This is a genomic window from Paenibacillus sp. FSL F4-0122 (assembly GCF_038002845.1).
Classification (GTDB): Bacteria; Bacillota; Bacilli; order Paenibacillales; family Paenibacillaceae; genus Paenibacillus_AQ; species Paenibacillus_AQ odorifer.
In genome coordinates this window covers 1,465,424-1,485,006 of record NZ_JBBODI010000001.1, presented here as the reverse complement: position 1 = coordinate 1,485,006, position 19,583 = coordinate 1,465,424, and the positions used below count along the sequence as shown (strand labels likewise).

18 protein-coding genes are annotated in these 19,583 nt (G+C 41.5%); 13 read left to right on the top strand and 5 right to left on the bottom strand.

Features of this window, described 5'->3' with window-relative positions:
- Positions 1–69 precede the first annotated feature (69 nt).
- The 4 genes from MHH49_RS06275 (at position 70) to MHH49_RS06260 (ending at position 3,997) form a co-directional block, all read left to right on the top strand.
- The gene (locus tag MHH49_RS06275; protein WP_036684809.1) at positions 70–1,086 is read left to right on the top strand and encodes an ABC transporter substrate-binding protein; all 1,017 of its coding nucleotides are present in this window, start codon (positions 70–72) and stop codon (positions 1,084–1,086) included.
- On the top strand, positions 1,083–1,904 hold the full coding sequence (locus MHH49_RS06270) for an alpha/beta hydrolase (RefSeq protein ID WP_341138024.1): 822 nt from the start codon (positions 1,083–1,085) through the stop codon (positions 1,902–1,904). Before MHH49_RS06275 ends, MHH49_RS06270 begins: the two co-directional genes overlap by 4 nt.
- 66 nt (positions 1,905–1,970) lie before the next feature.
- On the top strand, positions 1,971–3,011 hold the full coding sequence (locus MHH49_RS06265) for a FecCD family ABC transporter permease (protein WP_341138023.1): 1,041 nt from the start codon (positions 1,971–1,973) through the stop codon (positions 3,009–3,011).
- Positions 3,011–3,997, top strand: a complete 987-nt coding sequence (locus MHH49_RS06260) for a FecCD family ABC transporter permease (protein WP_170914305.1) — start codon at positions 3,011–3,013, stop codon at positions 3,995–3,997. The genes MHH49_RS06265 and MHH49_RS06260 overlap by 1 nt, the downstream gene beginning before the upstream one ends.
- Positions 3,998–4,073: 76 nt before the next feature.
- Here the strand turns inward: MHH49_RS06260 and MHH49_RS06255 are convergent, their stop codons facing one another.
- Together MHH49_RS06255 and MHH49_RS06250 are read right to left on the bottom strand one after the other, a co-directional pair.
- Positions 4,074–4,613, bottom strand: a complete 540-nt coding sequence (locus MHH49_RS06255) for a PadR family transcriptional regulator (RefSeq protein WP_341138022.1) — start codon at positions 4,611–4,613, stop codon at positions 4,074–4,076.
- A 46-nt stretch (positions 4,614–4,659) separates the two neighbouring features.
- A complete protein-coding gene (locus tag MHH49_RS06250; RefSeq protein ID WP_076142288.1) occupies positions 4,660–5,847 on the bottom strand; it encodes a YhgE/Pip domain-containing protein in 1,188 nt (395 codons plus the stop codon).
- 168 nt (positions 5,848–6,015) lie between these two features.
- On the opposite strand from MHH49_RS06250, the gene MHH49_RS06245 reads away from it, so the two are divergent.
- Both MHH49_RS06245 and MHH49_RS06240 read left to right on the top strand, forming a co-directional pair.
- On the top strand, positions 6,016–7,137 hold the full coding sequence (locus MHH49_RS06245) for an NAD(P)/FAD-dependent oxidoreductase (protein WP_341138021.1): 1,122 nt from the start codon (positions 6,016–6,018) through the stop codon (positions 7,135–7,137).
- 158 nt (positions 7,138–7,295) lie between these two features.
- Entirely contained in the window at positions 7,296–8,462 is a 1,167-nt protein-coding gene (locus MHH49_RS06240) for a DUF4317 domain-containing protein (protein ID WP_036684821.1), read from the top strand.
- Between the two features lie 73 nt (positions 8,463–8,535).
- On the opposite strand, the gene MHH49_RS06235 is transcribed toward MHH49_RS06240, so the two are convergent.
- Positions 8,536–9,069 carry an NAD(P)H-dependent oxidoreductase gene (locus MHH49_RS06235; RefSeq protein ID WP_076098717.1) on the bottom strand — a complete coding sequence of 178 codons (534 nt, stop codon included), beginning with the start codon at positions 9,067–9,069 and terminating at the stop codon, positions 8,536–8,538.
- Between the two features lie 191 nt (positions 9,070–9,260).
- Here MHH49_RS06235 and MHH49_RS06230 point away from each other — a divergent pair, with 191 nt between their 5' ends.
- From MHH49_RS06230 to MHH49_RS06215, 4 genes are all read left to right on the top strand, one after another.
- Positions 9,261–9,626 carry a winged helix-turn-helix transcriptional regulator gene (locus MHH49_RS06230; RefSeq protein WP_076128545.1) on the top strand — a complete coding sequence of 122 codons (366 nt, stop codon included), beginning with the start codon at positions 9,261–9,263 and terminating at the stop codon, positions 9,624–9,626.
- Entirely contained in the window at positions 9,608–10,177 is a 570-nt protein-coding gene (locus MHH49_RS06225) for an SF0329 family protein (protein ID WP_076185132.1), read from the top strand. Before MHH49_RS06230 ends, MHH49_RS06225 begins: the two co-directional genes overlap by 19 nt.
- Before the next feature lie 117 nt (positions 10,178–10,294).
- Positions 10,295–11,017 (top strand): MBL fold metallo-hydrolase, encoded by a 723-nt coding sequence (locus tag MHH49_RS06220; protein ID WP_341138020.1) that lies wholly within the window; start codon positions 10,295–10,297, stop codon positions 11,015–11,017.
- Positions 11,018–11,269: 252 nt separating this feature from the next.
- Entirely contained in the window at positions 11,270–12,028 is a 759-nt protein-coding gene (locus MHH49_RS06215; protein ID WP_076104110.1) for a hypothetical protein, read from the top strand.
- 38 nt (positions 12,029–12,066) lie between these two features.
- On the opposite strand, the gene MHH49_RS06210 is transcribed toward MHH49_RS06215, so the two are convergent.
- Positions 12,067–13,008, bottom strand: coding sequence for an AraC family transcriptional regulator (locus tag MHH49_RS06210; RefSeq protein WP_076282564.1), 942 nt, complete (start codon positions 13,006–13,008; stop codon positions 12,067–12,069).
- A 377-nt stretch (positions 13,009–13,385) separates the two neighbouring features.
- Here MHH49_RS06210 and MHH49_RS06205 point away from each other — a divergent pair, with 377 nt between their 5' ends.
- Entirely contained in the window at positions 13,386–14,405 is a 1,020-nt protein-coding gene (locus MHH49_RS06205; RefSeq protein ID WP_341138019.1) for a glycoside hydrolase family 88/105 protein, read from the top strand.
- 12 nt (positions 14,406–14,417) lie between these two features.
- Positions 14,418–16,580 carry a 1,3-beta-galactosyl-N-acetylhexosamine phosphorylase gene (gene gnpA, locus MHH49_RS06200; protein WP_341138018.1) on the top strand — a complete coding sequence of 721 codons (2,163 nt, stop codon included), beginning with the start codon at positions 14,418–14,420 and terminating at the stop codon, positions 16,578–16,580.
- A gap of 83 nt (positions 16,581–16,663) precedes the next feature.
- On the opposite strand, the gene MHH49_RS06195 is transcribed toward gnpA, so the two are convergent.
- The gene (locus MHH49_RS06195; protein ID WP_341138017.1) at positions 16,664–18,187 is read right to left on the bottom strand and encodes a flavocytochrome c; all 1,524 of its coding nucleotides are present in this window, start codon (positions 18,185–18,187) and stop codon (positions 16,664–16,666) included.
- 484 nt (positions 18,188–18,671) lie between these two features.
- On the opposite strand from MHH49_RS06195, the gene MHH49_RS06190 reads away from it, so the two are divergent.
- Entirely contained in the window at positions 18,672–19,559 is an 888-nt protein-coding gene (locus MHH49_RS06190) for a spermine/spermidine synthase domain-containing protein (RefSeq protein WP_341138016.1), read from the top strand.
- The last annotated feature ends 24 nt before the right edge of the window (positions 19,560–19,583 follow it).

The following is a 19,583-nucleotide window of genomic DNA, read 5'->3' as shown; positions in this document are numbered from 1 at the left end:
CCTATCTCTTATACACTCAATACTGAGAATGATTATTATTGAGAATATAGGAAAGAGGGAAGGTCTATCATGAAGGGGTTTAATACAAAAACAATAAGTTATGTTGTAATGGTTGGTTTATTATCCATTCTACTAACAGCTTGCGGGGGCAATAATACAGCGAATCAGCAAGCAACAGATACTCCAGTAACAACCAGTGAAGCGAGCGCAACTGCAACGGATGAACCAACTGTACAAGAAACGGAAGCAGCGGCTAGAGAAGCGTTTGTAGTAACTGATCAAGTAGGCAATACAGTAAACATTCCGGGGACTGTACAAAAGGTGTATGCCCCTGGTTTAGAGGATTACTTAGTTACGCTTGGTGTAACCCCAGTAGCCCAATGGTCCACGGGTGAAAGACCGCAGCAGTATCTACAGGATACGTTAAGTGGTGTAAAAGAAATCAGCTTCGCTAATGGTGTTCCCTCTCCAGAATCTGTAGTAGATTTGGAGCCGGAATTAATTATATTCCCCACTGCTTTTTATGCACAAAATGGTGTTTATGAAAACTACTCGCAAATTGCTCCAACTTACGTGTTTAAGAATGCACTGGGCAATGTAGTGGAAGCCACAGAAACGATTGCGAAATTGCTAGGATTAGAGGATAAAGCAACAGAAGCTATTGCTGCTTACAATACAAAGCTGGAAGCAACTAAAGCACAGTTAGCCAGCGTATCTGCCGGTAAAAAAGCAATTTATATTAATGCGAATGCCCGTGCAATCTTTTTAGTGGGCAACTTCCATTACGGGGGTTATGTGCTGAGTGAGCTAGGCTTTGCTCAAAGTGCTCTGGTAGAAGGTGAAATGTCCGCTGATATTTCGCTGGAAATGTTGTCTGATTTAGATGCTGATTATATCTTTATTAACGATAATGATGGTCTGGGAGATGCCTTCCTGGCAGACATTAAAGCTAGTCCTTTATGGAAGGCGCTGCCGGCAGTTCAAGCAGGTAAAGTGTTCGAGGTGGATGGCGATCACTGGAGATCCAGCGGATTAATTGCTTATCAAAAAACGATGGACGATATTGTAGCGTTCCTGCTGCCATGATTATCAAACCGTACGTAAAACCAAACTATGAAACGATGCTGATCACGAGTAAAGCTAATCATAAGGACTATGAAATTTTTATTGCTAAGCCTTTGGATGAGCCTGCAAAGGATGGCTACGGTGTCATTTATGTTCTTGACGGCAATGGACTTTTTGAAACCGCTGCTGAAATTACCCGATTGCTGACGCGTAAGCCTAAAGGCTATCCACCCGCTATTGTTGTTGGCATTGGTTATCCTGGAGGTGAGGCGTTTGATACCGTGCGTCGAACCTATGATTTAACCATGCCAGCCGAGCTCGGGAATTTACCGAAACGTCCCAACGGCGAGCCTTGGCCTGCATTTGGCGGGGCAGATGAACTGCTAGCTTTTTTTGAAAAAGAGTTAATGCCAGCCATTGCCCAGCGGTTCGTTATCAATAAGCAGAAGCAGGCATTGTTTGGTCATTCCTTTGGCGGATTATTTGTTCTGCATGCGTTGTTTACACAACCCACCTTGTTCTCACATTATATTGCAAGTAGTGCTTCCATCTGGTGGAATGATTACGCACTTTTAAAGGAATATGAGAGTTTTAAAGCTGATTTACACAGCAATACGTTAAGTCAGTTACCTAAAACACTTATGATTGCCGGTGGAGAAGAGCTGGATTATATGGTCAAGGATAGCTTGGATTTATGTAACAGCATGATGGCCTTACACCTTCCAAGCTTTGAAGTAAGCTGGGCATTGCTTGAGCAAGAGGAGCATGTGAGCGTAATCTCCGGTGCGATTAGTCGAGCCGTCAAATTTATGCTTACCACATCCTCTGACTTACGTTAGAAATCATATTCGTTTGCATCTGAGCTGGCCCTTGGCTGGCTCTTTTTGTAAAGTGAAGGGAAAGGGTTGGAAACATTGGCCGCAAATGTTCAGAAATCATCACTAGCAGAAGAAAAAAAGTTCTCCTTTTTATTATTGCTAATCCTCATGCTCCTCCTATTAATAGGCGTATTAGTGCTTGCTATGGCCCTTGGCGCGAAAAAAATACCCTTCGCAGATGTATTCATGTCGATCATCGCTTTTGACGATAAGGCTTCTACTCATCAGGTGATCCAATCCATTCGTTTACCCCGGGTACTTGCCGCTATGGCAACGGGCGCTGGATTTGCAGTAAGTGGAGCGATTATTCAAGGGATTAGTCGCAATCCTTTAGCCGATTCGGGGATTCTTGGGTTAAATGCTGGGGCAGGGGTCACATTAGTTATTGCTATGGTTTTCCTGCCGACGATAACATTTACAGGTACACTTTGGCTCTGTATTCTAGGTGCGGGATTGGGAGCGGGTTTAGTCTTTAGTGTTGGCCTATTAAGTAAACGAGGCATGACGCCTATTCGGCTTGTATTGGCGGGTGCTGCCATCTCTGCAATGCTAACTGCCCTAAGTGAAGGAATAAGTATCTTTTTTTCAGTGGCTCAGCAGGTGGCTTTTTGGTATGGAGGAGGTTTAAGTGGTATTAGCATGACCCATCTACAGCAAATGTTGCCTTGGATGCTTCTTGCGCTATTCCTTGCCATCGTAATTTCAAAGTCGATTACTATACTATCTGTAGGGGATGAGACAGCGGAAGGGTTAGGCGTTAATATTAAACTTATCAAAAATCTTTCGCTTTTAGCCGCATTCATGTTAGCTGGGATTTCATGTGCTTTAGCTGGATCTGTAAGCTTTGTGGGCTTAATTGCTCCGCATTTGGTACGTTACATAGTGGGTGTGGATTATCGTTATATTATTCCATTATCCGCGATTCTGGGAGCCACCCTTGTTGTGCTTGCTGATTTAGTGGCACGTATCGTAAATGCCCCTTATGAAATCCCTGTAGGTGCTGTAATTGCGGTTATTGGTGTTCCGTTCTTTCTATATTTGGCACGTAAAGAAAGGCGGGAACTATAGTGAAGCTAAGATGGAAATTTATAATTATAGCAATCATTTTACTGCTAGGCTTTATATATAGTGTATCTACTGGTCAAAGCAGCTTAAGCTTACAAGAGTTATGGCAAACCGTATTAGGAAAGGGAACACCGAGGCAGGAGCTTGTACTTTTTCAGTTCCGTATTCCACGTATGATCTTGGGTTTTCTAGTAGGTGGCGCGTTGGCAATAGCAGGAATGCTGCTGCAAGCCATAAGCCGAAATGCTTTAGCAGACCCGGGCATATTGGGGATAAATGCTGGTGCTGGATTATCCATGATGTTATTTTTGCTGTTACAAAATAGCTCAACCGGCTTACATACGTATGTTCAGCCCTTGTATGCTTTATTGGGTGGATTTATCGTTGTCGCTCTATTATTTATGCTTTCCTATGATCGCAATCAAGGCATTATTCCCATTCGATTAATTTATACTGGTATTGCTGTTGCGGCTGCGATTAGTGCATTTATGATTGTGTTAACCTTCGTACTAGATCCTTCGCAATATCAGATGATTAAGGTGTGGTTGGCAGGGAACATAGGGAATAGTAATTGGAGTCACGTGTATGCTATGCTGCCTTGGTTACTTCTTATTGTGCCTTTATTAATTCGGAATCATCTTATATTGGATGTACTAAGGCTTAACGATCCTGTAGTCATTAGTTTAGGGGTATCTCTAAATAAATATCGTGTTTGGTTTTTAGTGTGTAGTGTCTTATTGGCGGCACCAGCGGTTGCTGTTAGTGGGAGTATTGGATTTGTAGGACTAGTAGTTCCACATTTAGTTAGACGACTCTTTCGTGGCCATAAAATAATGATTCCCGCATGTTTATTAATCGGTGGCGGATTAGTTGTTATTGCAGATGCGCTTGGTAAAATGGTGGTAGCCAATACTGAAATACCAGCAGGAGTGATTGTGGCTTTAATCGGTGCTCCATACTTTTTATATTTATTGATTAAAAGTGAATAATTGAAAAAAACTTTGCGATTGGTGCTGGATATAAAAAAGAATGCCTTGATTATGCTATAATCCAAGGCATTCTTTTTTATATAGTTTTCGTTTTCAGCTTTTCTAAAAGATCTTTCCACCAGTAAATAGATTGCTCTAGTTGAGATGCGTAGTAGCTTTCCATGAAATCTACGACGTCACGGGTGGAGCTATCTACATCTATTTGCTGGTAAATTTGATTTAATTGATCTTTTTTTATAAGTGACTGTTCAATTTTCATCTCGATAATCGGGATCACTTTATCAGTCTCTACAAAACGAAGATTCACAAGAGCAACAATCATATCTGAAATAGATTCTGCATCTTCTATTACCTTATAAATTTTGAGCGGGAGTTGCTTGCGCCCTTTATCGGTAATGGAAAACACCTGTTTGTCTGGGCGATGTTCTTCTTTGATAATCTCTACCTGTTCAACTAAGCCCTGTTTCGTAAGGGATTCAAAATGATAATATAGTTTGCTTTCAGATAGATTTAGCAATGTATCAAATGGAATAGGGGTGGATAGTTCTTTTTTTAATTTATAAGGATAATTATTTTCATCCATTAACTTACTTAAGATATAAATTTGAATTGACATCACAGAACCCACTCCTAATTGTTGGCTAAACTCTATCTTACCAAACCTAGGCGGTTATTTCAGCTGTATTTTTAACTTCAACGGGCAGTATAGTTTCTTTAGTCAGAGGTACAGATTTATGAACAAACCGGACGATAACAATGTTAATCATCATAGCCCCGGCAAATACGCCTGCTAATCCCCATAAGAAGGGTGCTGGACTAATAGAACCAAACATTTGTGCCAAATAAGCTTGCACAGAATAATACATCGGGGTGATGCGGCCGAACCAATCGTATGGTGTATACATCATATCACGAGGCATGGTAGCACCATTGGCGATGGTTTGCATGAGCAGGATCGGAATATTTAAGACCATACCGCCTTCGCCAACTAGGAAGACCATAATCGCACACACGTTAAATGCAGCCATATACATTAGAATTTGCTGAGCAGCAACTGGTAACAGTAAGGATAGGTCTACATCTGCAACAGAGAAGGCAATGGTTAAAGCAACGACTGTTGATAATACAGCGATTAATAAAGCTGTGAGTTGAACGAACATAAACAGTTTTGTCTTGCTTGCCTTCCCGCGGTTCGCTTTAAAAGAAGCAACTAATTGCATGGAGGCAATCATTGCCCCAACATAACCAGCCATAGTTAAGAACATAGGTAGCATGTTGTTGTGCATGCCGTCCGGAACATCATTGATGACAACATAATTCCCGACATAACTATTTTCAATTTGTGTAGCCATTGCGGTGGCTTGTTCTTCAGGTACGTTAAAGTTCATTAACACACCTTTTGCGGTTTGCTCTGAGAAGTTCGCGCTTAATTGTTTGTTAATTTCTCCTACAACGGAAGACATGGCTGAAGATACCATGGTGGCAGAAGCTTCGTTGACTGTGAAATCAATACTTGCGGATACCTTACCGCTTTGAACGTTGGCGGAAAATTCTTCTGGAATATGGACAACTAGAGCTAACTTATTATGTTCTAATTCATCCATCGCCTTTTTATTCGATACATCGGTTTTTATCGTTTTGAATGGTAAGCTCTCCGTGAACTGACTCGAAATCTGAGCCCCATATTGACCGGCATCATCATTGACGATAGCAATTTTTAAATCATCCATGTTCCCTGGAAGTGCTGTATACCCTGGTAAGAAAATACCAAGCATCGCAATGGCATAGAACACACCCATAAAAATAGAACCAATGGCCCCTTTGGACTTCAAAAACTGTGAAAACTTCAACTGTATACCTTCTTTCTTCTGAATAACACTTTTATTTTAGTACTCCAATTAAAGTACTTTTAACTGAGTGAGATTTATAGTACGATAATTCATTATAAATGTCAAATTTAAGATACAATGGGTAAGTAGTGAATGATTAAAAAATGAATAACTGAAGGGACTTCGAATATGAACAAGGTTATTGTAATTGGTGCAGGGATATTAGGGGCTTCAGCAGCTTATCAGCTAAGTAAGTTAGGTGCTGAGGTCATCATTATAGATCGTAAAGATGTTGGACAAGCAACAGATGCAGCAGCAGGGATTATTTGTCCATGGTTGTCTCAACGCAGAAACAAAGCGTGGTATCGTCTTGCTAAAGCGGGTGCAAGCTTTTATCCGGCACTTATTCAAGAGTTGGAAGAGGCTGGAGAAACCGAGACTGGATACGCAAAAGTAGGAGCGATATGTATTCATGAGGATTTGAAAAAGTTACTCGCGATGAAAGAAAGAGCGGAGCTGCGCAGAGAGGACGCCCCTGAAATAGGGGAACTTACGATGCTGACGGATCTTGAAGCACAAGAGAAGTTTCCCTTATTGTCGGAAGGTTACCATGCGCTTCATGTATCCGGTGCAGCAAGAGTGAACGGACGTGAATTACGTGATGCTTTGCTAAGAGCAGCACAGCGTAACGGTGCGCAAATGATTGAGGGCGATGCTATTTTAGAGCATGCTGATCATGAAATTAAAGGGGTTAGCGTAGGAGAACAGACATTCACAGCGGATGAAGTGATTGTGTGCGCAGGGGCTTGGTCTAACGCTTTGCTTCATCCGCTTGGGATCATGCTCCAGGTGCGTTATCAAAAAGCTCAAATTATGCATTTGAAGCTTGCTCAACAAGCGAGTACAGAGCAATGGCCTGTGGTAATGCCGCCTACAGATCAATATATACTTGCGTTTGCGGATCGAAATATCGTGGTAGGTGCTACTCACGAAAATGATGTCGTAGGTTATGATACTGCTGTAACCGCAGGAGGAATGCAAGAAATATTAAATAAAGGTCTGCAAACGGCTTCCGGTCTTGCGGATTGTAGCCTAAATGAGATAAGAGTAGGGTTCCGTCCTTTTACTGCAGATTTTCTTCCCGTGTTAGGCAGGGTTCAAGGATGGAATAAACTAATTGTTGCTAATGGACTAGGGTCATCCGGATTAACGATGGGACCCTTTCTTGGTGAGCAGCTAGCCAAGCTGGCCATGAATCAACAGGTAGATATTCCGCTTGAAGACTATGCATTAGAGCATGCGATAAATTGATGAGTACGAGCACGAATGGAGGGGAAGTCCAAACATTCACCTCAGTCACGCACTTACCTTAATAGAAAAATCTTAACTTCAACTAATATAGCGAAGGTTTTTTTTATCCTTTATACTGAAAAGACCAATTAATCTTCCTAGGAGTTGTCTAACGAATCATGATAAAGAAAGAAGTCGCGCATATACGCAAGCAATTTAAGCTGGATCACGATTTAATGAGTATTTACGATATTCTCAACGTGTATATTATGAAGGAAAGCAACGAGATCTATCATTGGGAGCGCCAGCCGTTTGGAATGGTGGACAGAGAGAAGCAGGAGCTGTATATGGGCAATTTCAAAAAACTCCTGACCGGTGAATTGGATCAGAAATTGTTCGAGTTGAAGTTTCAAGCGGAAGCGGAGGAGCCAGCGCAGGTGATGCTTCATCAAGCTTTGGTGACAGGGGATCCGGATGAATGGCAGGACCTGATGCTGCTGTTGGTGGACAGAATGATGGCGGATACTCATTATGAACGGGATACGGTGATCACTTTCGTTCGCGGACAGTATTTCCGCCCGACTAAAGATAGAAACGATGAAGCCGAGGAAAGTGAGAAAAACGAACTATTCGCGCATCCTTTTATCCTATGCAGCGTGAATTCCACGGAGAAACAACGGAAAGCTCTCTTGTTTGATTACGTGGAGCGGGAGTTCAAGTACAATGTCATTGTAGATCCGATCGTCAAGTTAAGTACGCCGGAGCAAGGTTTCTTTTACCCAAGCGTGACGGACAATTATTCCGATGTGAACCGCATTCTGTATTGTACGGGGAAATCGAACTTCCCGGATCCGCATTTTGTCGGAGAGGTCTTGAATGCCGAAAGATCCAATACGGCTCTGGAAGAGAGAGCTATATTCGAAGACATCGTGAAGGAAGTGGCGGGCGAACAGCTTGATGCAACCACTCTCGCACAGGTGTACGAGGAGATCCATCAGGTCATCGAAACCAACGACGATAAGGAAGAACCTCCAATGCTCGATTATAGAGATCTGGAACGTGTACTGACGGTAAGTGGCGTAGAGAACGTGACAATGGAAAAAGTGGAACGGGCGTTTGAAACGATCGTTGACGATAAGCATTATGAGATGAAGGCGAGCAGCGTAATGCCAAAATTCACTACCAAATCGATAAAGATCGATACAAAGGTAGCTACGATTTCGGTCAGCCCGCAGGATTTAAAATATGTGAAGCAAGTGAATTATCATGGGAGACGCTGCATTTTGATTGAGGTTGACGAAGATGCCGTGATCGAAGGATTCACACTTACTACAGAGAATCTTTAGACCGCTTCAACAATGTTATGTGCTATCCTTAAAGTCTTTGAACAAGACTAAGGATAGCCCAATTTGTTTTGTGTCAAATACGGTGATTAAAGATATATTCGATATATTCTTTTGCGCTAGTATTAATTTCTTCATCGCTGGCTTGGAATGAAGCTCCAAAAACAGCAAAGTACGGTAGGGCTTCTGCGCCTACATGTTTGGCACTGGCTTTAAAGGGTGCGATCACTTCGTCTACGGTAAAAGAAACAGAGCCCTCTGGCTGATAATTTTCCTTTTTATCACCGATAGATAGGGCCAGCCCTAGCTTTTTCCCGTTAAGCTTGTCACCGTTTGATCCATAAGCCCATCCGTAAGCCAACACATCGTCAAACCATTTTTTTAATAGCGGCGGATAACTGTACCAATACAACGGGAATTGAAAGATCACATGGTCATAAGCTTCCATTAGATTTTGCTCTCTAGGAACATTAATATTCCAGTCAGGGTACTCCTTATAGATCTCATGAAGGGTAATATCGTTGGGATATAATAGCAGTTCTTCTTTCCAGCGCTGGTTGACCCTCGAATTCTCAAGGCCCGGATGCGCCAAAATCACTAGTGTTTTCATGATGAATCTCCATTCTCAGGCCTATATTATTTATGAATATTATTATTATCTTGCAGGTTGTAAAAAAAGAAAATACACACAATAAAGTAAGATGGTTACTTTGAGGTGTGTACTGGACTCAGAAAAAAATATATGCAACAATGAAGTTTTGAGTAAGCTTAATTTGATCAGCATGAACGAGGTGTTATTCTATGAAACAATATCATTTAGGGATAGAGGCAACACTAGAAATCATCGGCGGAAAGTGGAAAGCTTTGATCATTTGCTTTTTGATGTCCGGTGCCAAAAGAACAAGTGAATTACAGCGTAATATTCAAGGCATCTCACAAAAGGTTCTGATCCAGCAGCTTCGTGAACTTGAGAGGGATGGGCTTGTCAAAAGATTCGTGTACCAGCAGATGCCGCCAAAAGTTGAATACAGCCTCACGGAATATGGCGTTACAGCCAATAAGATCGTGGATGTTATGTGTTCTTGGGGAAAAGAAAATATAAAAATAAGACAAAGACGAGGAGAAGAGATCGTCTTGTTGGAGGATACATGTCCTGGAGCAAATTAAAGCAACAACTGGAGAGTTTTCTCTGTCCTGCGTTATCTGGCAAGGTTGAATATCGCGCAAGCAGCTACCGTTATTTACCTGATAAATCAGGGAGCTGTTATATTTCGGTAGATAAAAAGAACGTACTCAATATGAATGATAGAACTAACTCAATCAGATGGTATCAGACGGAGCAGGAGATTAAGAATGATTCAGAACTCCAAATTCCAATCCACCCTGAAGACATCGAAGCGGTTAGAAAAGATAGTAAAGGGAACATCCCGGAGGATCGTCTAATAGTCATTGCAAGAAGCAGAAAGATATCAGAAGTTGCAAAGGAGCTTTTGTCAGCACAGACGTCATTAAGTAAATCGAATTTTATCGTTATAGCTAATAAGTTTCTATCTACTTCTATAGAGGAAAGCATAGAGAGCGATGATATCTTATTGAATATTCTGGCTTTAGTGGACAGACGGGTTGGGAAAAAGCGGATTTTAAACATGAGCGAGAAGATGCAGTTAAAGCATCCGATTGTGCAATATTTTTATGAACTACGGCGTAGTACATTGTGAATATAACTAAACTCTCCCTTGCCCAATGGGACCTGCTTCATCCATTATAAATAGGTAATCATCTCCTCCATAGAGCGTAACTTTAGCCTGTATCCATAAAGGAGAGGAACCCATAGGATGAAACTGAAACAAATAAATGACTCTATTTATTATTTAGAAAACGTCAGAGAAACAGACAGACCTGTTTTGGGATATGTTTTAGGTGACAGCTTTTCAATTATGATTGATTGTGGTAATTCAGAATCGCATTTAGCTGCCTTTATAAAGTGTTTGGATGATAACAATCTGCCACGTCCCAAATATGCTTTGATCACGCACTGGCATTGGGATCATACCTTTGGTATGCATGCTTTTGACGGGGAAACTATAGTCTCTTCAGCAACGAATGAGGCACTAAAGCGCCTGAAAGAATGGGAATGGGATGAAGAAGCTGTGGTAAAACGCTTAGAGACCAAAGAGGAAATAGCATTCGCCTATAACTGTATGAAAAAAGAATATGATACGTTTGATAAGATTAAGGTTAGCACAGGAAATATTATGTTCGAGGATGCTTTAACGCTGGATTTAGGGGGCACCACTTGCCAGATTATAAAGGTAGGAGGGCCACATGAAGACGATTCTTGTGTTGTATATATAAAAGAAGCGGGAGTATTATTCGCAGGCGATGCACATAGCGGGGATTATTATCATGGAGAAGGTAAAATTGATCCGGTAAAAATGAAAGAATATATTGAGCTTTTATCGACTCTTTCATTTACTACGTATATCCCGGGGCACGACGCCCCTATGAGCAAGGAACAAATCATTCCCTTGTTAAATAGATTTTGTGAGGTCAAGTAAAGGCTAGCCTTATCACATAACAGCTTATTTTATTAGGTGAATTGTTAGGTATGAATTCGGTAGTGTACCGGACGCATGCCTTTTTGTTGTGCTTGATGGGGCAGTTCAGAGGGGGGGCTTATTTGCGTTTATTGGGAAGCAGCGTTACGATTAACCATAAGCAGCCTTGCTTCAGACCCCTTCCGAGCTATTAGAAATCTTAGACGAATTATACATCGATGGCTGGGGACTTGTACAGAAAGGGAAACAGAAATGGATAAGAAAATAAGCGTAGAGAATCTAAAACTGACACCACAAAATGATACTTATTATATTGCTTGGAGTATCGGAGTCGATAAGAAGTATAAAAAGCATATGAAAAAAGAAATAAAGAGCCAACTCACAGACGTTCTAGGATCCATGACTCAAAATAATGCTGTGGAGGATATTTCAGTTTACAGTCATAACAAAACAGCCGAAAAACATGGAGAATTCATTATATGGGATTATCTTATCCTAATGCAGATCAAGGAAAAAGAAGATGCCGAAATCATTTTACCTAACTTAAAAAATGTGAATATACCTTTCGTGCTCGAAACAATCCGTATGGAGTTACTTGTAACCACACCAAACAGCACGTACCCTACACCAGGGGAAGGCGCGCGAAAACGGCATGTAAAGCCATTTTATGCAATTGAATATGTCGATGTTCAGCCTAATCATTTAGATGAATTCCGAGACATAATGATTAACAATAACGGACCGGCAATGAAGTACATAATGGAGGAAGCGAGATGGTGTCATAATTTTTATGCATTAGAAACGCTGACTGTCTTCTATCATAATTCAAGTTATCCTACTTGGAATCAGATTCATGTCATAGGTTTGTATTTGGAATCAATTTTTCTATATAAAAAAGATTTCTCAAAAGGGCTGGCACTGACCCACAGCATTTCATTTGAAGAAAACTTTGCGCAGTTAAAGAAGATAAGAACCATGTTATATAAAACAATCGGGAGAAAGATGATCTAGAATAGACCAATGGATCAATGGATCAATGGATCAATGGATCATACCCACCCCGTAAACTCCAAAATAGACGCTTTAGCGGATTGTGCTTCGGATTGTGCGCCTTTACGCCATTGTTTAGGTGACTCGCCCATAAGCTTGGAGAAACATCGGTTGAAGCTGGATATGGACTGAAAACCTACTTGCTCAGAGATGGAGAGAATGGAATCATCCGTACTTTTTAACTGCTTGCAGGCCTCTTCAATACGGGTACTGTTTAGGAAGTCGAGAGGTGCGGACCCCATAATCTCATGGAATTTCCTGCGAAAATGAGTAGTACTTAGGTGGCACAGATCAGCTAAAAAATCGATAGTAATTGGCATCATGTAGTTTTTAGTGATGTATTCCAGAACGGGTGAGATGACAAAATCGCCCTTCAGGCTATGCTCTGTTTCTTGATCAACCAAGGGTTCATTCCGGGAATGAATTCTAAGGAGCTCTATATAAAGCGATAACAATAAGCCGTAGGCACTTTCTTGATAGTAAGGATTTTTTTGTTTCAATTCCTCCACGACCGATGTCGCAAGGGTATAAACCTTGGGATGTTCCTCTTTGTTCAAAATACAGTTTGTTCCCTTTATTGCCCACAGATTCGGCTCAAAGTTGCTGTAAGCGCTCTTGAAGGATTGCTGAAAAAGATCCTCAGGCGAAAAAAAGATATAAGACCACAGACTGGCTTCATTCGGCGAACTATAAGTTGTATGAGGGAGATACCTAGGGATGAAGGTCACATCTCCGGCTTTAAAAGGCACAGATTCTCCTTTGATCTCCATGATGCCGCTATCCGAATGGCAAATGCCAATCTCCAAATGATTATGGAAATGCAGATGTTCACTTTTAATATCAGAAATCTTCCAACGTTCACCGCTTAACAGCAAGATAGGAAAGTTTATCGGTAAGCTGTAGTGGCGGTATTCAATGATGGGCTTCTTTTTTCTGGGCATATTGGGTCCTCTGCTCCCATTCCGTTGATTTGTGAAGAGTATAGGTGAAAGTGATTTCGAGTTCAACTATAGAGAAGTTTGGAACTGTAGGAGCGTTAGCGTCCGCCTTTGTCAGCAGATTTCCACCGCGAAGAGCGGTATAAAATCAAGAAATCTGCAGACAACAGCGGCCGGAAGTCCAAACATTCTCTGTAGTCACGGCCAATTCCGAAATATAAGAACTACTAGTTAATGGTTGAAATTGCACAGTTTAGTTATGAATATGCTTAGAATCAGACCATTTTACTACTTACAATAGAGTTAGTAAAGCGTTTACAATATGGACGGACAGCTCTCAAGCGCCTTTGGGGGCGTGTGCGAAAGAGAGGAGAAACAAGATGCTTCAATTAAATTATGACAGAGAAGAGATTTTAAGGGTCATCGATAAAGTGGTCAGAAAAACAATGGCGATGGATTTAACATGGGACTGGCCTTGTGGTGTGGCTTATTATGGGGTAACCAGAGCTTATGAAACTACAGGAAATAAAGAGTATTTGGATATGCTTGTCCAGTGGGCAGATGAATATATCGAGCTGGGTCTGCCGGATTGGACAGTTAACACCTGTGCTATGGGCCATATGCTGATCACCTTGTATGAAGAAACAGGTAACCAGAAGTATTGGGATATTGTGATGAGCAAAGTGGATTATCTGCAGAACAATGCGCTTAGATTCGGAGATCATGTGTTGCAGCATACCGTCTCTATTTCTAATGATTTTCCAGAACAGGCATGGGCGGATACCTTGTTTATGGCGGCATTTTTTCTGCTTCGTGTAGGAAGCAAATTAAAGGATCAGGAAATGATCCAAGATGCCTTGAATCAATATTATTGGCATATCAAATACCTGCAAGATCCTAGCAGCGGGTTTTGGTACCACGGCTACAATAATGTGAAGCAGGATCACATGTCTGGACTATTCTGGGGCAGAGCGAATGCTTGGGGCGCATACACTATGTCGCAAGTTAAAAAGCTTTTGAAAGAATGGTATTTGTATCCGCAGTGTATGGACGTGGAGTGTTCGCTGCGCGATCAGCTGGCCGCACTCAAGCTGGTGCAAACGGAGCACGGCCTGTGGCGGACTGTACTAGATGATGAGGAGTCTTATGAAGAAGTATCCGCGTCTTGCGGCATTGCGGCTGCTATGATCAATAACGGCAATCCGCTGCATACCAAATATGTGCAAAAGGCCTTGAAAGGTATTTTGAACAATATCAGTGATGATGGACGGGTACTAGGTGTTTCTGGCGGAACAGCGGTTATGAAGGATCGGGAAGGATACCGCAATATTCCAAAAGACTGGATTCAAGGCTGGGGTCAAGGCTTAGCATTAGCTTTTCTATCCGATATGCTTAAATAGGAGGGATCCAAGTTGTCCAAAAAAACAACGGGGGCCTTTACACTGCCGGGAGAATCCGGTTATGAGGCATTGACCCTGGAATTAGCTGAACGTTGGGGTGCCGATGTCATCCGTGACAGTGACGGCACACAGTTGTCCGATGAGATTATCAACGCAGGATACGGCATTTATTCTACAATCTGCATCATCAGAGATCATAACGAATGGGCGTCCCAGAATTCAGACAAGCTGCAGCAGAGCTTTTTAATAACAAATCCTAAGGTAGCGGTACAAGATTATTTATCCATCTATCTGATGGAGGATTTTTTTGCTGAACAATTCCGAGTGAATGATTCCAAAGAGGCGTTTAAGTACTGGCAGGTTTTTGACCGAACGACGGGCGAAGAGGTTCCAAGAGAACTGTGGAATTATGAGCGGGAATCGGGAAATGTAGTCATTACTGGAATTGCACCTTGGCATAAATACACAGTCAGCTTCATGGTCTATCGGATTTGGGAAGAGATCTCCATGTACAATCACACCACGAATCACTGGGAAAAAGAGCATCTGATGCAGATTGATCCCATCTATGTAGAAACGCAAAAATATTTACTCCATTGGATAGAAGATTGGTGTCATAAGCATAAGGAAACAACAGTGGTTCGATTTACCTCCCTCTTTTATAATTTCGCCTGGATCTGGGGCAGTGATGAGCGCAATCGCCATTTGTTCTCGGACTGGGGTTCATATGATTTTACGGTAAGCTCAAGAGCGCTTGATCTGTTTGCCAAAAAATATGGGTATTCGCTCACGGCCGAGGATTTTGTGAATGGTGGGAAATATCGGGTCAGTCATATCCCGGCGCAGCAACGGAAGCTGGACTATATGGCATTTATCAATGATTTTGTCATCGAATTTGGTAAGCAATTAATTGATATTGTGCATAAGCACGATAAGCTGGCGTATGTCTTCTATGATGACAGTTGGGTTGGCATGGAGCCTTACAATGACCGTTTTGAGGAGTTTGGTTTTGACGGGATGATTAAATGTGTGTTCTCAGGGTATGAGGCAAGGCTTTGTTCTGGTGTAAAAGTAGATACCCATGAGATTCGGCTGCATCCCTATTTATTTCCGGTTGGATTGGGAGGGCTTCCTACGTTTATGGAGGGAGGTAACCCTACGCTCGATGCCAAAAAGTATTGGATTAATATCCGGCGCGCCTTGCTCAGAGAGCCTATAGATCGGATTGGACTGGGCGGATATTTGCATCTTGTAGAGCCTTATCCGGATTTTTGTGATTATATCGAAAAGATCGCGGATGAATTCAGAGAAATTAAAGAGCTGCATCATAAAGGCAAACCGTATCACATTAAGACGAAGGTAGCCATTTTACACGCTTGGGGTAAATTGAGATCGTGGACCTTGTCCGGGCATTTCCATGAAACGTATATGCATGATCTGATTCATATCAATGAGGCTTTGTCCGGATTGCCGATTGAAGTCCAGTTCATTGATTTTGAAGATATCCGTCAGGGAGTATTACAAGAGTGTGATGTAGTGATTAATGCCGGCTCGGCAGGTTCAGCATGGAGTGGCGGAGAATACTGGAGTGACCATAAGTGCGTGGACTTACTGACAGCGTGGGTTTATGAGGGCGGTACTTTTATAGGTGTCAATCAGCCTTCGGCGCTTGAAGGTTATGACAGCTTTTTCAGAATGGCCCATGTGCTTGGTCTGGATGAGGATACAGGCTCCAAGGTAGCTCATGGAAGATGGACATTTGAGGCTAGAGATGAGCAAGGTTTATTGCCTGAAGGAGCCAGTATAACACCTAAAAATAACATTTATCTTACGGATGGCTCGGCAGCGGTATTGTGTGAAAAGAGTGGGATGATAACATTGTCTGCCCATGCCTTTGGTAAAGGAAAGGGGATCTACCTGCCTTCTTTCACCTTAAGCTTTGAAAATACAAGATTGCTGTTAAATGTGATTCGTTATGCCGGGAATGAGTTAAAGGACACAAAGTATATTACGGATAATTTATATACAGAGTGTGCGTATTATCCAGAAAGTAAAATACTCGTCGTGATTAACAATAGCGACCAGCTTCAAAAAACTACGATTGATACAGAATATGGACAACAAACGTTGGAATTAGATCCGTTTGATACTATTATCCGAACTATTGGCGATTAATTACATTAAAAAAGCTCAAGCCAGCGGCTAACTTGCCGATGCTTGAGCTTTTTGCTGTGAGGCCTATAGTATCTAGTATCTACTTATTTTGCTTTTATGAATTCAGCAGATTTGATCCCAGCTTGACGGCCGAAAATAATGATTTCTGCAACAGAGTTGCCGCCAATCCGGTTTTGTCCGTGTAAGCCGCCTGTAACTTCACCTGCCGCAAACAGACCAGGAATAGCTTCACCATCTTTATTCAGAACTTCTGTGTTCGTATTGATCTTCACACCACCCATGGTGTAGTGAATCCCAGGAGCAATTTTAATAGCGTAGAAAGGACCAGTGGACAGGTCATTGTCCATTCCTGTAGTTCTGCCAAATTCGGCATCCTTTTTATTCTTAACCGCGCTGTTCCAAGTATCAAGCGTTGTTGCCAGCTTATCCTCTGGAACACCGATTTCTTTGGCCAAAGCTTCGATGGAATCCGCCTGAATCACGAAGCCCATTTTGTCATATTGTTCAATAGCCTTCACACGGGATTTAACACCGGAATCAAAGACCAGCGTAGCTGCTTTTTCAGGCAGTGTATTGATGGAAGCCGTTACTTTATCACGGGTATCCAATTCGTTGGTGAAGCGTGTGCCTTCACTGGAAACAAGGATAGCGCCTTCCCCACGAACAGCTTCGCCGATGAGGTAGGATTTTTCTTGCTGCACAGTCGGGTGAACTTGGATTTGATCCATATCGACGGTTGTGCCGCCGAGTTTCTCAATCATCTTGATGCCGTCTCCGGTACTGCCGATTTGGTTAGTAGTAACATAGCCTTCCAAGTCAGGTCTTACTTCGGAGATCAAATCCATATTGGCACCGAACCCGCCAGTGGTTACAACGACAGCATCTGCCGTAATTGCTTTTTCCTCTGTTTGGTTAAAGAGGACTTTAACGCCATTAACCTTGCCGTCTTTTTCGGTAATTTCTTTGACATCAGCATTCACGAAAAGTGGAATTTCTTTCTCTTGTACGTTTTTCACTAAACCTTTGACAAGGTATTGACCCACAGCAGAGCCATCTTCAGGACGGTGTGTACGTTTTTCGTTCATGCCGCCTGTAATGGTGATATTGTTCAAGCGGATTCCTATGGAATCCAGCCAATCGATCGCACTCGCGGAATTATCAACGAAGAAACGAAGCATTTCTTTGTCGTTAGTGTCATGGCCACCTTTTAATGACTCTTCATAAAATAAATCATTGCTGTCTTCAATGTTTTGTTCTTTTTGGAATTTCGTTTCAGAAGCGTTCATTCCCGAAGAGGATTTGGTTGTGTTCCCGCCGGCAACCGGCATTTTTTCCAAAATAACAGGGTTCATGCCTTTCTCTTTAGCCTCAAGCGCCGCGGACATTCCCGCACCACCCGCACCGACAATGATGATATCATATTTATCTTTTAATTGATCGAATGGTGTGTAGCTTGCTTCAGATGCCCCGGAGACGGCTTCAACTTCTTTTTTCTCGTTGTTATTACTCTTGCTCTCGTTCACCTTGTCGTTTCCATTACCGCAACCTGCAGTAACGAGCATGACAGAGAGGACGAGACTCAGAGCACCAGCTGCTTTCTTTTTCATTGTTAACCCTCCACTTTTATATTTCTCTATTAAGATGTACCAAAAGAACCCGACAAAAAAGAAAGGAAGTATCAGAGGGAGTTGGAAGTGGAGAAGCGCGCGCGTCGCTGTTATTCTCCTAACTTCAAATCTTCTACGGTTACGTCCACAGTTTCCATCGTTATTCTCTTTAGTTCATCTTCTTATTAAGTATACCATCAATCACGGCTATTAGTGAAAGTTTTCACAAATTATACAAGTCGTCTATTCTAACATAGGGTAACGAAATATTGAGCAGATTAGGCGAAAAATGGATCATAGACCTTGCAATTAGAAGGTTTTGACGTAAGATTTTCTCACTGTAGAACTGGTAACTGTCACGGATTAGTAAAGCGGTTTTTGTTCTTCTGGATTTTTAAATGGTAAAATGAGAGTATTGCCTACTAGTCAATCCGGAAAGACTAACATGAGACATAGAAACAAATTCTAATTAATAGGTGAGAATATGGAATTTAATAATGTAATAAAAGAAAAAGTAAAAGAAGATAACTATAAAGTGTTTGCTTTACTAAGCCGCTATTTGAATAATACCCCCGACTTTATTAACAAAGAAGAAATTGAAGAAATCGTAAACTGTGGTGTATCTTATGAATACGCTTTTGGTTTAATGCTGGCTGCTGCTTTTGGGTTGGATACGGTTGATAATGTTGATGATAAGGAATTGTTCAACCAATATTTTAGCAATATGCTTCATAAGCTTGATGCAAATGAATATTATGACAATCCATATTATAAAAATATCAAGATTCCTACTATAAAGATTAATAATAGTGAATTAAAATATGAAAAATATAAACCTTTTGAAGGTTTTGTTTGCAATGATATCATCCGGACAGAAGAGGGAAGACAAATTCCTCAGGTTGGTTTTTTTCAAACTGAATTCATGTTCCCGGCCGTATTAGAGAATGATAGAATCTGGATGACGATCACGCCCAATGAAATAGAAACAATGAAAGAAGCTGTAGATAAAGCGTGTGGGAATGTTCTTACGTTTGGGCTTGGGCTTGGCTATTATGCTTATATGGTTTCTGAAAAAGATAATGTTGAAAGCATAACGGTTGTTGAAAAAAATCAAGATGTCATTGATCTATTTAATAAATATGTACTGCCCCAATTCAGTAATGCTCACAAGATCAGGCTTATCCAAGCAGATGCTTTCGAATATGCAGAACAACATATGTCTAAGGAAAAATATGATTTTGTATTTACGGATTTATGGCATGATGTTTCTGATGGAATGGACATGTATTTAAAAATGAAAAAGTTTGAAAAGAAAAGCCCGGATACTGTATTTATGTACTGGATAGAACAATCTATTTTATGTTATTTGTAGTTTTGGGTTGCGTAAATCTGTTGT

Excerpts from the sequence above, each read along its gene's own strand:
- MHH49_RS06215 (WP_076104110.1), top strand. The coding sequence starts at position 11,270 with ATGGATAAGAAAATAAGCGTAGAGAATCTAAAACTGACACCACAAAAT.
- MHH49_RS06245 (WP_341138021.1), top strand. The coding sequence starts at position 6,016 with ATGAACAAGGTTATTGTAATTGGTGCAGGGATATTAGGGGCTTCAGCA.
- MHH49_RS06240 (WP_036684821.1), top strand. The coding sequence starts at position 7,296 with ATGATAAAGAAAGAAGTCGCGCATATACGCAAGCAATTTAAGCTGGAT.
- MHH49_RS06270 (WP_341138024.1), top strand. The coding sequence starts at position 1,083 with ATGATTATCAAACCGTACGTAAAACCAAACTATGAAACGATGCTGATC.
- MHH49_RS06230 (WP_076128545.1), top strand. The coding sequence starts at position 9,261 with ATGAAACAATATCATTTAGGGATAGAGGCAACACTAGAAATCATCGGC.
- MHH49_RS06255 (WP_341138022.1), bottom strand. The coding sequence starts at position 4,613 with ATGTCAATTCAAATTTATATCTTAAGTAAGTTAATGGATGAAAATAAT.
- MHH49_RS06205 (WP_341138019.1), top strand. The coding sequence starts at position 13,386 with ATGCTTCAATTAAATTATGACAGAGAAGAGATTTTAAGGGTCATCGAT.
- MHH49_RS06220 (WP_341138020.1), top strand. The coding sequence starts at position 10,295 with ATGAAACTGAAACAAATAAATGACTCTATTTATTATTTAGAAAACGTC.
- MHH49_RS06275 (WP_036684809.1), top strand. The coding sequence starts at position 70 with ATGAAGGGGTTTAATACAAAAACAATAAGTTATGTTGTAATGGTTGGT.
- MHH49_RS06190 (WP_341138016.1), top strand. The coding sequence starts at position 18,672 with ATGGAATTTAATAATGTAATAAAAGAAAAAGTAAAAGAAGATAACTAT.
- MHH49_RS06225 (WP_076185132.1), top strand. The coding sequence starts at position 9,608 with ATGTCCTGGAGCAAATTAAAGCAACAACTGGAGAGTTTTCTCTGTCCT.
- MHH49_RS06210 (WP_076282564.1), bottom strand. The coding sequence starts at position 13,008 with ATGCCCAGAAAAAAGAAGCCCATCATTGAATACCGCCACTACAGCTTA.
- MHH49_RS06235 (WP_076098717.1), bottom strand. The coding sequence starts at position 9,069 with ATGAAAACACTAGTGATTTTGGCGCATCCGGGCCTTGAGAATTCGAGG.
- MHH49_RS06195 (WP_341138017.1), bottom strand. The coding sequence starts at position 18,187 with ATGAAAAAGAAAGCAGCTGGTGCTCTGAGTCTCGTCCTCTCTGTCATG.